Consider the following 12,515-nt stretch of genomic DNA (forward strand, 5'->3'; position numbering starts at 1 on the left):
ACGCCAGCTCAACCCCTGGGTGCTGGCCTCACGACAGCCGCTGGCGGAAGTACGCGATGGTGCGCCGCAGCCCGTCCTGCGGCCCGACCGTCGGCTGGAAACCGAGCACCGCACGGGCCAGGGCGAGGTCCGGGCGCCGCATCTCCGGGTCGTCCGAGGACCGGCTCACGAGATCGATCGTCGATCGGCTGCCGACCAGCTCGACGATCAACTCGGCCAGGTCACGCATGGACAGCTCGTGTTCGGTGCCGCAGTTGATCGGCCCGGTCTCGGTGGAGTCGAGCAACGCCACGATCCCGGTGACCAGGTCGTCCACGTAGCAGATCGACCGGGTCTGGGCGCCGGTGCCGTGCACGGTGATCGGCTCGCCGCGCAGCGCCTGGCTGATGAACGTCGGGACGGCACGGCCGTCGTCCGGGCGCATTCGTGGACCGTACGTGTTGAAGATCCGGACGATGCCGGCGTCCAGCCGACGGTAGCGGTGGTACGCCATCGTCGCCGACTCGGAGAACCGCTTCGCCTCGTCGTAGACGCTGCGCACGCCGATCGGATTCACGTTGCCCCAGTACGTCTCCGGCTGCGGGTGCACCAGCGGATCCCCGTAGGCCTCCGAGGTCGACGCCAGGACGAACCGGGCACGGTCGGCGACCGCGCGGTCCAGCAGGTGCAGGGTGGCGAGTGAGCCGACCCGCAGGATCTCGATCGGCAGCGTGGTGAAATCGGTCGGGCTGGCCGGTGACGCCAGGTGCATGATCGCGTCGAAGCGTTGCCGGACGGCCGGGTGATGGTCCGGCAGCCCCTCGCTCACGTCCGCCTCGACCAGGGTGAACAGCGGCTGCTCGGCGAGGTGGGCGACGTTGTCCTTGGATCCGGTGATGAAGTTGTCCACCGCCACCACCGTGCAGCCCCGGTTGAGCAACCGGTCGACCAGGTGGGAGCCGACGAAGCCCGCACCGCCGGTGACCAGCACGCGGTGACCGTCGCGGAATCGGGGATCAGGCACCATGGCTCAGAGCCTAGTGGTAGGACCGGACGGTTCGCCGGTGCCACCCGCGATCGTGAGCTGCGTCGATCCGGCGTCACCGGGTGCCGGCGAGGACCCGATACCGACCGCGATAGTGGATCAACGGGCCCGGGTCGTCGCCGTCGCTGACGGTGACCGATTCGATGGTGGCCTGCACGAGCAGGCCCCAACCGCACGGCCGGACGTCATCGACCCGGCAACCGGCCCAGCCGGTGACTTCCGGCAGCACCGGGCCGTATGCCGTGTGCTGCCAGTCCATGCCCTTGAACAGCCCGCCGGGCGCCGGCATCAACCCGGCGAACCGGTCCGCCAGTTGCCGGTGGGCCGGACCTAGCGGAGCGACCGCGAACCGGCCGAGCTCGTCGATCGCGGCCCACAGATCGGACTCCCCGTCCAGCACACCGAGTAGTCGCGGCGGATCACCGTCCGCCACCATCGTTGACGCGACGGTCAGCCCGGCGATCGGGGCGGACCACCCTTCTCGGCCGGCGGAGGGGCTGCCGGCGGTGTGGCCTTCTCGGCCGGCGGAGGGGCTGCCGGCGGTGTGGCCTTCTCGGCCGGCGGAGGGGCTGCCGGCGGTCCAGAGAGTGACCGGGGCCGCCAACCGGCCTCGTAGCCGGCGAGCTGGTGAGCGCTCGTGCTCCGGGGTGGTGAATGGGTCTCGGTGGTGGATTTCGGCACCAGGCTCGGGATGATTCACGTGAAACATTGTGGCCGACTACGCACGGCCAGGCCGGCTACCGCCGTGGGGTGACGGAGGCGACCAGCTCCGGCATCCGCCGGTCGAGTACATCTCCGGTGATGGACAGGCCAAGGAACACGGCTGCCAGGCCGTACCCGATGCCGACCGGCAGTGCCAGCCAGAGCCAGACGTCGCCGAGCAACGCCGTGGCGACCACCATCGGCACGGCAGCCGCCGCCGAGGCGACCATCGCGACGAACGCGAGCAGGCTCTTCGCCACCCCGGCGCCGCTGTTGAGCGCGAACGGGTTCGACGTCTCGGGGAGCGAGTAGGCACCGAGCACCGAGGTGACGAGGTTCACCGCCAGCCCGGTCCCGTACGTGGCCAGCAGTGTGCCCGCCGCCACCGGAATCCAGCCGGGTTCGCCCAGGAACAGGCCGAGCACCACGGCGATGACCAACAGCATCGGCACGAGGTAGATCGAGAACCCGACGACCCGGGCGCGTAGTTCCAGCCGTCCCGGCACCGCCGCGATGACGTTGGCCGCGTACGCACTGCCGTCGAAACCGAACTGGTTGGCCAGCGTCACCGCGGCCAGCGCACCGACGAACAGCATGGAGAGGCTGACCGTGGTGGCTGACGCGGCCGGTCCGGCGGACAGCGTCGCCGGCTCGGAACCGAACGTGAACGTGCCGGAGCTACCGACGTTCACCATCACCGGTACGAAGACTCCGACGACCGCGACGGTGATCAGGTTGGCCCGTCGGCGCATGTCCCGCCACCAGTAGCGCACCTCCCGGGCGACCAGCGCGCCGTACCGGTCCGGTGGCAGCCAGCGGAGCAGCCGGGGAAACAGCTGTCCCACCGGCGCACCGACCTCACCGGTCACCGCCTTGGCCGCACCGGCACGGGCGGTGCCGACCATCGCCGATTCGAGTGAGCGCGACCACCACCAGAGCAGGCCGACCACGGTCGCGGCAGCGATGGCGAGTTTCACCGGCACCGCCCAGAGCCGCCCCTCGACGACATCGAATCCGACGGTGTACGGCGCGGCCAGCGGTGTCCACCCGATGACCCGGGCGATGCCCGCCAGCCGGTCCCAGTCGGCGCTGCCCAGCCCGCCCACGATCAGCAGTTGCAGCGGTCCGAGCAGTGCAGCCAGCACCGCCAGCAGCACCGCAGCCAGGTCCCGTACCTGCCGGGAACGCAACATGCCGGCGAAGGCGCTGGTGACCGCCCGGCTTCCGGCCACGCATACCAGCAGTCCGACGGCGACCCCGATCAGCTGCGCCAGCCCGGCCAACGGCCCGCCGAGCAGGATCGCGGTGAGTACGGTGCCCAGGGTCGCCAGGGCGACCGCGATCGCCGGTACGCCGACCATCGCCGCGGCCAGCAGCCCGGTGACCAGGGTCCGGCGGGACAGCGGCAGCAGCGCGAATCGGGCGGGGTCGAGCGTCTCGTCGACTCCGAAGAAGACCAGTGGCAGCAGCAGCCACCCCAATACCAGCAGCGTCCCGCCGAAGCCGGTGGCGAGCACCATGCCCTGTGCACTGCCGGCGAGGCCGGGAGCGGCGAAAACCAGGAACCCGTTGCCGGCGAGCCAGAGCCCGGCGATCAGTCCGCCGATGAACATGGCGATCCGCCAGCCCTGACCACGCAGGTTGTTGCCCATCACCCGAAGTTTCAGCCGGGCGAAATGGCGGGCCCGTACCGGCCGCGGGCCGGCCGACCCGGTCCGCGGGCGAAGCTCGGGCGAGGCCGACGTCACAGCCACGACAGTTCCTCACCGGTGGCGGTGCGACCACCGACCACCTGGACGAAGACCTCCTCCAGGGACTGCCCGGCGCGTACCTCGTCCAGCGGCCCGAACCGCTTGATCACTCCCTCGGCGAGGATCGCGACATGGCTACAGAGCCGCTCGACCACGTCCATCACGTGGCTGGAGAAGATCACCGTGCCGCCGCCGGCGACGTACCGTTGCAGAATGTCACGGATCAGCGCGGCCGAGACCGGATCGACCGCCTCGAACGGCTCGTCGAGCACCAGCAACCGTGGCGCGTGCAGCAGGGCACAGGCCAGTCCGATCTTCTTCTTCATTCCGGCCGAGTAGTCGACGACCAGGGTGCGGCCGGCATCGGTGAGGGCGAGCACGTCCAGCAACTCCACGGCCCGCTGGTCGACCACTGTCGGGTCCATGCCGCGTAGCAGGCCGTGGTAGGCGAGCAACTCGGCTCCGGTGAGCCGGTCGAACAGGCGGACACCATCCGGCAGTACGCCAAGCAACTGCTTGGCGGTCACCGGGTCGGCCCAGACGTCGTGGCCGAGGACGTACGCGCTGCCGGCGTCCGGACGCAGCAGGCCGACCGCCATCGACAGGGTGGTCGTCTTGCCCGCTCCGTTCGGACCGAGCAACCCGTAGAACGACCCGACAGGCACGTCCAGGTGCACGCCCGACACGGCGACCTTGGCGTCGAACCGTTTGGCCAACCCACGTAGCGCGAGGGCCTGGCCGGCCGGATCGGCCGCGGCAGCCAGGTCGGCCGGGGCCTGCTGAGCGCGTGTCATGTCCCGACCGTAACCGTGATCTGCCAGGTTCCGCTCCCGCTGCAGGACGATCCAGGGCTCGTGCCCGAGCACGACGATCGCCCGGACGACCTATGGTCACGGGCAGTCGCGTCAAGGACGCATCAGGACACAGGTCTACGGGCGCAGGCTCTCCGGCGCGTGCAACCGCAACATGGTGGCGTTGAGCTGGCCCGGCAGCCGGCGTCGGGTGAGCACCGACACCAGCACCATCACCGCGAACGCCAGCGGCACGGTCCACGCCGCCGGCTGGGCCACCAGGACAGCAGGCCATCCGGTCAGTTCCGGACCGAGGACGGTGCACAGCACCGCACCGATCGCGGCGCCCCCACCGACGATCACGCCCGCTGCCGCACCGGCGTCGGTCAGCCCTCGCCACCAGATACCCAGCACCAGCAGCGGGCAGAAACTGGACGCCGCCACCGCGAACGCCAACCCGACGACCTGGGACACATCCAGGCCGGAAACGTTCAGCGCCAGTAGCATCGGCACCGCCCCGGCGACCAGCGCGGCCAGCCGGAACCCACGCACCGATACCCGGCGCAGCACATCGGTGGACACCGCTCCGGCGACGCTGGTCAGCAGCCCGGACGAGGTGGACAGGAACGCGGCGAACGCGCCTGCGGCGACCAGCGCCGCGAGCAGTTGGCCCAGCAGCCCACCGCCGAGCGCGGCCTCCGGCAACAGCACGACCACGGCGTCTGATCGACCGGTCATCAGCAACTGCGGGGTGTAGATCCGGCCGAGCACCCCGTACAAGGTGGGAAACAGGTAGAAGAGGCCGACCAGGGCGAGGACGACGAGGGTCGTACGACGGGCGGCGGCCCCGTCGGGGTTGGTATAGAACCGCACCAGTACGTGCGGCAGGCCCATCGTGCCGAGGAAAGTGGCCAGGATCAGTGAGTACGTGGCGAACAGGCCCTGGTCGCCGGCTCGTGGATCGCCGGGCAGCAACCAGGTCAGGCCGCGGTCGGCGTCGACGGTGGACACCTGCGGCACCGGGTCTCCGGCGGCGAAGCTCAGCTGCGTACCGGGCAGCACCTGCTCGGTACGTCCGTCGGCGTAGCGCAGCGTCGCGGGCTGCTCGACCACGACGGTGGTCGACTGGTTGAAGGCCGCACCCTCCGGTGGCGTGACCGGCGGGCGGCCGTCGGCCTGCCACTGCAGCGCCAGGAAGATCGCCGGTACGGCGAGCGCGGTCAGCTTCAGCCAGTACTGGAACGCCTGCACGAAGGTGACCGCCCGCATCCCACCCAGCGCCACGTTGGCGGTGACCACCCCGCCGACCAGCAACGCCCCCAGCGGGTACGGCGCCCCGGTCACGGTCGCCAGCGTCAGCCCGGCCCCCTGCAGTTGCGGCAGCAGGTAGAACCAGCCGATGAAGATCACGAAGACGGTCGCGAGCCGGCGCAGCCAGCGCGACCCCAGTCGGATCTCGCAGAAATCCGGCAGCGTGAAGGCGCCGGAGCGGCGCAACGGGGCGGCCACGAACAGCAGCAACGCCAGGTATCCGGCGGCGAATCCGACCGGGTACCACAGCACGTCGACGCCGTACTTGAGGATCAGTCCGGCGATGCCGAGAAACGATGCCGCCGACAGGTATTCACCGCTGATGGCGGCGGCGTTCCACGACGGGCTCACGGTGCGCGAGGCGACCAGGAAGTCCGAGGTCGTTCTGGCCAGCTTCAACCCGTAGAAACCGATCGCGACGGTCACCATGGTGACCGCCACCAGCGCCGGAATCATGTACGGGTTCGACATGTGCTTCGCTCAGCGCTCCGGTCGCCGGACCAGCGCGATGAAGTCCTGCTCGTTGCGCTCGGCGAGATACACGTAGGTGAAACCGACGGCGACCAGGAACGGGAAGGCGGCCACCCCCAGCAGCAGCCACGGCAGATTGATCCCGGCGATCTTCATGGTGCCGACCGTCGGCGCGACCGCGAACAGCAGCGGCAGTGCGCCCAACCCGATCGCCACCACCAGCGACAGCCGCAGCGCGAGGGCGAGCTGAGCGCGGATCAGACCACGGACCAGGGCTTCCCCGACCTGGGTCTGCTCGGCCAGGTCGGTGCGGGACCGATCGGCGTAACCACGCCGGCCGACCTCGGCGAGTACGACGCGCACCCGGCGAGATGGCTTCGGCGGTAGCGGTGCGCCGGCCGCCGCCGCCACCAGCGGCGGCGCGTCCGCTGACGGTGACCCGGGTGGGCGTTCCGCGCTGTCGTCTTCGGCCATGCCGGCAGTCTCGTGGCCCGTCGCAATTTGTCAAGCGCCGCTCACACCTCACCCCGTGCGCAGCGGCGCGCAAGCGACCTCGCGGGAAAGAGTCGTTTCTGATCCGTAATTGCTACCGCAGCCACGGTTTTCGCCAGCGCACCGGTCTACCCCCTCCCCTCGCCTGGACCGGCCGTTGGCCATAGGCTCGCCGTCGTGAACCATCCCGCCGTCGACGCGTGGGAGGCCTGGGATCCGGCGGCGGGCAGGTGGCGGTTCGACATATTCCGTGAGCCGCACGATGGGGACGTCTGGCTCTGCCGCCGCGACGAGCAGCGGATCCGTCGGCCGTACCGCGAGATCATCCGATGTACGGAGGATGGGATCCCGTACCTGGCCATCGAGGTCGTGCTGCTGTTCAAGGCAAAGCACACGCGGGACAAGGACGAGACCGATTTCACCGGTGTGCTTCCGCTGCTGTCCCGGGCGGAACGTGGCTGGCTGGACGCGACGCTCGGTCTGGTCCATCCGGATCATCCGTGGCGTGCCCGGCTGCGGTCGTACTGACCCACGATGGACTTGGCCGGCTGTTCACCGACCAGGTGGTGCGCCAGACCGGATATGGTCCACGCGCGGCAAGCCGCCGGCTGCGCCGGAAACCGAGGAAAGTATGCCGCGGGTCGCGGACAGTCTGGCGAATCAGTCGGATGTGGTCTGGACCATACATCGCGTCTTTCGTCAGTCCGTCGGGTCACACTCGGGCCATGACGTTGACGACTCGGATGCTGACGCGGGAGACCTGGGACGACTTCGCCGTGCTCGTCGAGGCCAACAACGGTGTGTGGGGTGGTTGCTGGTGCATGGGTTTCCATCCGGAGGGCGTCGGTGCTGGGCACACTCGGGAAGGAAACCGGGAGGCGAAGCGCCGGCACGTGATGCGCGGAACGGTCCACCAGGCGCTCGTCTACGACGGCGAGCGCTGCGTCGGCTGGTGCCAGTTCGGCCCCCCGCCGGAACTGCCCAACATCAAGAACCGGCGCGTCTACGACCGGGGGATCGACGACTTGCCGGATTGGCGGATCGGCTGCATCTTCACCAACACGAAGGACCGCGGCAGGGGCGTCGCCGCAGCTGCGGTCGCGGCGGCACTCGGGGAGATCCGGCAGGCCGGCGGCGGCGTCGTGGAGGCCTATCCGGAGCAGACCGAGGACCGGCCGCCGCAGCGTGGCGCCTACCTGCACACCGGGCCGGAGGAGTTGTTCGCGCGGTACGGCTTCACCCGGGTACGAAAGATCGCGAAGTGGCGGTGGGTGATGCGCACCACGGTCTGATCCGGCTGCGGTTGCCGCGAGCAGAACGCCCACCGTGCGTTTCCGCAGGTGGGCGATGCTCAAGGCCCGGCGAAGGGCTTGGTGGCCAGGGGCGGGGTCGAACCGCCGACCTTCCGATTTTCAGTCGGACGCTCGTACCAACTGAGCTACCTGGCCGTGCACCCGAGTCATGTTACCTGCCTGCGACCGGAAGCGCCGGACCGGCCGTCATGCCCGAGAAACGCCAACGCCGCGCGTTTGGGTGACGCACGGCGATCTGCGCTGCGCGGTCCTGACGGGACTTGAACCCGCGACCTCCGCCTTGACAGGGCGGCGAGCACTCCGACTGCTCCACAGGACCTCGTACTACTCCGACCGATGCTGGCCGGTTGTGCCCCCAACGGGATTCGAACCCGTGCTACCGCCTTGAAAGGGCGGCGTCCTGGGCCGCTAGACGATGAGGGCGGCCCCATCATCATCGCACATCGCGACTGTGCATCGCACATGCCGACGCTGATGGTCGTGCTCCCATCCGGCCCCGCCGGAAGCTTGCGAAAGCATACGCGACGAGCATGCCCCCGGCCAAACCAGATCGGCGACCCGGATGGATCAAGGAGAGAGGCTAGCACCGAGCAGGGTGATGCCGTGGCGCTGCCTGAGCTCGGTGAGCGCCGCCGGCAGGACGGCCACCGTGGCCGAGCGGTCCCCGCCGCCGTCGTGCAGCAGGATGATCGATCCCGGGCGGGTCTGGGCCTGGATCCGGTGCAGAATCTCCTCCTTGGTCGGTTTGTCCCAGTCTCGCGGATCGACGTGCCAGTCGAGTGACACCATGTCCAACTCGCTGGCCACCTCTACCGCGGCCGGCGTCCACGCGCCGCCCGGATGGCGGAAGTGTCCGATCGGTACGCCGGGGACCGCCTTGCGGATCTCCTTGTTGGTACGCAGCAGGTTCGCCCGGATCTCCGCCGGTGCCATCAGTCCGAGGTTCAGTTCGTGGCCCCAGCTGTGGTTACACAGCGAGTGCCCCTCCCTGACCATCCGGGCCACCAGTGCCGGATAGCGTCGCACCTGGGTGCCGATCAGGCAGAACATCGCCTTGACCCCGGCCGCCCGAAGCTCGTCGAGCACCTGCGGGGTCCACTGCGGGTGCGGGCCGTCGTCGAAGGTCAGTGCCACCCGCGCGCTACCGGTGAAGCGTTGCAACAACTCCTGGTCGACGGTCGGACGTGGCGACGGGCTCGACGCCGGCCCCGGCGACGCGGCCGGCCCCGGCGACGCGGCCCGCCCCGGCGACGCGGCCGGCCCCGGCGACGGCCCCGGCGACGGCGAGGGCGAGGGCGAGGGCGGCGGCGAGGGCCGGTCACCCTCGCGCGCCTGCTCGGAGCCCGCACCGGCGGTTGGCGCTGGGCCCAGCCCGACCGTGACGGACCATTGCGGTGTGGCCTGGCGCGCGGCTCGTACGGCGGCAATGCTCTCGCTGCCGACGAGGATCGCGAACACCGTCAGACCCGCCGCGAACACGGCGCGTTTCGACATGTCGACTCCGGACAAGGGGTGGATGCAGGCGGAGCGAACCAACACGCTAGTCGACGGAGGCGAACGAATCGACCCTTCCGCCGGTCTGTTCGGCGTCGCCGGCTATCCGGCCGTAGCGTCGGCCGACCGACACAACTCGACGGCGTCCACCAGACTGGCAACGTGGGTCGCCTCGGCCGGCAGTCCGGCCAGCGGCCAACCCGGACCGGCGGCGAGCAGCAGTAGCGGACGGTGCCGCCCGCTACGGGCGGCCACCAGTTGTGCGGGGTTCGCGGTGTCCGCTGCGTGCGACCAGATCACCACCGCCGCTGGTCCGGTGCGGTCGATCGCGGCGCTCAGCGCCGGTGGGGGAACCCGCGCGCCGAGCAGCCGGGCCGTCACTCCGTCCTCCTGCAGCGCGGCGGCCAGTGCCTCCAGGGCGAGCGTGTGTTGTTCCTCGTCCGCGCAGGCCAACAGCACACCCGCCCCGCCCCGATGCAGTCCGCCCCGCCTGCGGTCCAGTCTGGCGAAGGCGTCCGAAACGCAGCGCGACAGCAGATGCTCCACCTCGACGAAACCGGCGGTGGCCGAGTACCGGGCACCGATCGCGGCGAGCACCGGGCGGATCACCGTGTCCCAGGTGGCGATCACCCCATCGTGGCGCAACGACTGTTCGATGATGTCGCGCATCGCGACGCTGTCCAGCCGTACCGCTGCCCGGGCCAGCCCGCGCACGGCCGGCGGCGCCGTGCCGACGCCGAGGGTGAATCCCCCGCCCGGACGCCGCAGCCCGCCGACCCGCCGCGACCCGGTGCCGGTCGGGGGGATGCCCGCAGCGCCGCCGTCACCGGCGCTGACGCCCGGAGACCGGGGGATCCGTCGGGCCCAGGCAGCGGCCTCCGCCGGTGCCACGCCCTCGGCGGTCAGCCGGCGCATCACCTCCAGCCGGGCCAGATCCTCCTGGCTGTAGCGGCGGTGGTGGCCTTTCACATGCTGCGTCGGGCCGAGGCCGTAGCGCTGATGCCAGGTACGCAGCGTCGTCACGGCGACCCCGAGCCGGCGTGCCACACTGCCCGCGCTCAGCGCGTCATTGCCCAACCGGTCGCTCCACGGCTACGTCGTGGTTCGACGGGCCGTCGACGGAGCGGGCGAAGAGGCGGCCGGCGACTCCGGCAAGCCACGGCGCGTACCTGTCCGGGGAGCCGTCGAGGTCGCCGCGCAACTCCTCCGCGGTCATCCACTGCAATCGCGCCACCTCGTCGGGATCCGGGCGCAGCCGGGTTTCCGGGTCGAGTGCGCCGAGCAGCACGTGGTCGTACTCGTACTCCACCCGTCCCGTGACGGGGTCCATGGCCCGGTAGGTGTGCACCCCGATCTCGGTCAGCTCGACCGTGGCCACACCGATTTCTTCGCCTAGCCGTCGATTGGCCGCTGCGGCGAGCGACTCGCCCGGCTGTGGATGGCCGCAGCAGGTGTTTGCCCACCGGAGCGGGAACCGGGTCTTGACCGCCGCTCGCTGCTGCAGCAGCAGCCGACCGGCCCCGTCGAGCAGGATCACCGAGAACGCCCGATGCAACCGGCCCGGTGGCTGATGGGCCTCGGCGACCGAACATGATCCGACCGGCTGTCCGACCTCGTCGACCAACTCGACCAGATGGCTCTCCCGCGAACCGGCGGTCATCGGGCACCTCCAGCACCGGTGATCCGGCTGGCGGCCAGCTTGCCGGAGATCAATACCATCGGCACGCCGACCCCGGGCTGTGTGCCGGAGCCGACGAAGACCACATTATCCAACCCTGGGTGCAGGTTGCCGGGACGAAACGGGCCGGTCTGGAACAGGCTGTGCGCGGCCGCGAACGGTGTCCCGGCCGCCATGCCGGCGTCCGCCCAGTCCGCCGGGGTGACCACCTGCCGCACCGCGACGCCGTCGGCGAAGCCGCGGTATCCGCGCTCCTCAAGCGTGGCGATCAGTTCGTCGGCGTACCAGCGGGGCAGCTCGCCGCGCCAGTCCAGACCGGTGCCGCGGGCGAGGTTCGGCACTGGAGCCAGGACGTAGTACGTGTGACCGTCGGTCGGTGCCACGGCCGGATCGGTCCGGCTCGGATTGGTCACCAGCAGGGACGGATCGGACATCAACTCCCCACGGCGAATCACCTCGTCGAAGGTGCCCTTCCACAATCGCCCGAAATGAATGTTGTGATGGGCGATACGCTGGTAGCCCTGCCGGGAGCCGATGTGCAGCACCACACACGACGGTGAGTAGCGCAGCCGACGCGCCCGGCTGGCGGGCAGCAGGTCCCGGTACGCGATCGGCAGGTCGGGGTTGAGGACCACCACGTCGGCCGGGATCCGGTCGTGGTCGGCGGTGAGCACTGCCCTGGCCCGTCCACCGGCGGTCTCGACCCTGGTCACCGTGGTGCCGTACCTGATCCGCACGCCGTGCTTCTCGGCCGCGCCGGCCAGCGCGCGGGGCACGGCGTGCATCCCGCCGCGCGGGAACGACACCCCGGCGACGGAGTCCAGATAAGCGATGACGGCATAGATGGCCAGGGCGTCGTGCGGGGCCAACCCGGCGTACATGGCCTGGAAGGAGAAGATCCTCCGGGTACGGGGGTCGGCGAAGAACTGGCCGATCTTGGTCTGCATCCGCCGGAACGCTCCGGCGGCGAGCAGCCGCAGCAGGTTGACGGTGAGCAGGTCGCGCGGACCGTCCAGGTTGCGGTCGATGAAGTCGGTCCGTTCGAGTTGCCACAGCCGCCGCGCGTAATCGACGAACCGTAGGTAGCCGTCGGCTTCACGGGGACCGCAGACCCGGGACACCTCGGCCGCCATCCGGGACGTGTCGGTGATCACGTCGAGCGTCGACCCGTCCGGGTAGTACGCCCGGTACGCCGGTTCGAGCGGGATGAGCTCCAACCAGTCCGACAGCTTCTCGCCGACCGCGCTCAACGCCTCGTCGATCAGTTCCGGCATGGTCAGCACGGTCGGTCCGGTGTCGAACTCGTACCCGTCGACCACCCGCCGGCCGGCCCGGCCGCCCGGCACCGACTCCCGCTCCAGCAGCGTGACCTGCCGCCCGGTGCCGGCAAGATGCAGCGCGCACGCCAGCCCGCCGAGTCCGGCGCCGACCACGACCACCCGCTCGGTCGCTCCGGTCACGGTACGCATGCCGCGACCCACCTCCTTA

General features: G+C 70.4%; 12 protein-coding genes and 3 tRNA genes. 2 read left to right on the top strand and 13 right to left on the bottom strand.

The annotated features are described in order from the left end of the window. Positions 1–28 precede the first annotated feature (28 nt). The 6 genes from ACN27F_RS19525 to ACN27F_RS19550 form a co-directional block, all read right to left on the bottom strand. The gene (locus ACN27F_RS19525; RefSeq protein WP_421435413.1) at positions 29–1,006 is read right to left on the bottom strand and encodes an NAD-dependent epimerase/dehydratase family protein; all 978 of its coding nucleotides are present in this window, start codon (positions 1,004–1,006) and stop codon (positions 29–31) included. A 73-nt stretch (positions 1,007–1,079) separates the two neighbouring features. Beyond that, positions 1,080–1,733: a flavin reductase family protein gene (locus tag ACN27F_RS19530; RefSeq protein WP_421435415.1), complete on the bottom strand. Its 654-nt coding sequence runs from the start codon at positions 1,731–1,733 to the stop codon at positions 1,080–1,082. Between the two features lie 28 nt (positions 1,734–1,761). Next, positions 1,762–3,480 (bottom strand): ABC transporter permease, encoded by a 1,719-nt coding sequence (locus tag ACN27F_RS19535; RefSeq protein ID WP_421435417.1) that lies wholly within the window; start codon positions 3,478–3,480, stop codon positions 1,762–1,764. Continuing rightward, on the bottom strand, positions 3,471–4,271 hold the full coding sequence (locus ACN27F_RS19540) for an ABC transporter ATP-binding protein (protein ID WP_421435420.1): 801 nt from the start codon (positions 4,269–4,271) through the stop codon (positions 3,471–3,473). The genes ACN27F_RS19535 and ACN27F_RS19540 overlap by 10 nt, the downstream gene beginning before the upstream one ends. A gap of 135 nt (positions 4,272–4,406) precedes the next feature. Beyond that, a complete protein-coding gene (locus ACN27F_RS19545; RefSeq protein WP_421435422.1) occupies positions 4,407–6,050 on the bottom strand; it encodes a cation acetate symporter in 1,644 nt (547 codons plus the stop codon). 9 nt (positions 6,051–6,059) lie between these two features. Continuing rightward, on the bottom strand, positions 6,060–6,524 hold the full coding sequence (locus ACN27F_RS19550) for a hypothetical protein (protein WP_421435424.1): 465 nt from the start codon (positions 6,522–6,524) through the stop codon (positions 6,060–6,062). 195 nt (positions 6,525–6,719) lie between these two features. On the opposite strand from ACN27F_RS19550, the gene ACN27F_RS19555 reads away from it, so the two are divergent. Both ACN27F_RS19555 and ACN27F_RS19560 read left to right on the top strand, forming a co-directional pair. Then, complete coding sequence (locus ACN27F_RS19555) at positions 6,720–7,070, top strand: hypothetical protein (protein WP_421435427.1); 351 nt, start codon at positions 6,720–6,722, stop codon at positions 7,068–7,070. Positions 7,071–7,267: 197 nt separating this feature from the next. Next, entirely contained in the window at positions 7,268–7,834 is a 567-nt protein-coding gene (locus ACN27F_RS19560; RefSeq protein ID WP_421435428.1) for a GNAT family N-acetyltransferase, read from the top strand. A gap of 79 nt (positions 7,835–7,913) precedes the next feature. Here ACN27F_RS19560 and ACN27F_RS19565 read toward each other — a convergent pair. The 7 genes from ACN27F_RS19565 to crtI form a co-directional block, all read right to left on the bottom strand. After that, positions 7,914–7,990: transfer RNA gene (locus ACN27F_RS19565), tRNA-Phe, on the bottom strand. A 110-nt stretch (positions 7,991–8,100) separates the two neighbouring features. Then, a tRNA-Asp gene (locus ACN27F_RS19570) sits at positions 8,101–8,174 on the bottom strand. Positions 8,175–8,205: 31 nt separating this feature from the next. Further along, positions 8,206–8,278: transfer RNA gene (locus ACN27F_RS19575), tRNA-Glu, on the bottom strand. Positions 8,279–8,422: 144 nt separating this feature from the next. Beyond that, positions 8,423–9,349: a polysaccharide deacetylase family protein gene (locus tag ACN27F_RS19580; RefSeq protein WP_421435430.1), complete on the bottom strand. Its 927-nt coding sequence runs from the start codon at positions 9,347–9,349 to the stop codon at positions 8,423–8,425. A 102-nt stretch (positions 9,350–9,451) separates the two neighbouring features. After that, a complete protein-coding gene (locus tag ACN27F_RS19585) occupies positions 9,452–10,426 on the bottom strand; it encodes a MerR family transcriptional regulator (protein ID WP_421435433.1) in 975 nt (324 codons plus the stop codon). Continuing rightward, positions 10,416–11,009 (bottom strand): isopentenyl-diphosphate Delta-isomerase, encoded by a 594-nt coding sequence (gene idi / locus ACN27F_RS19590; RefSeq protein WP_421435434.1) that lies wholly within the window; start codon positions 11,007–11,009, stop codon positions 10,416–10,418. Before idi ends, ACN27F_RS19585 begins: the two co-directional genes overlap by 11 nt. Beyond that, positions 11,006–12,496 carry a phytoene desaturase family protein gene (gene crtI / locus ACN27F_RS19595; RefSeq protein ID WP_421435437.1) on the bottom strand — a complete coding sequence of 497 codons (1,491 nt, stop codon included), beginning with the start codon at positions 12,494–12,496 and terminating at the stop codon, positions 11,006–11,008. Before crtI ends, idi begins: the two co-directional genes overlap by 4 nt. Between the last annotated feature and the right edge of the window lie 19 nt (positions 12,497–12,515).

The organism is Solwaraspora sp. WMMB335, from assembly GCF_049179075.1.
GTDB lineage: Bacteria > Actinomycetota > Actinomycetes > Mycobacteriales > Micromonosporaceae > Micromonospora_E.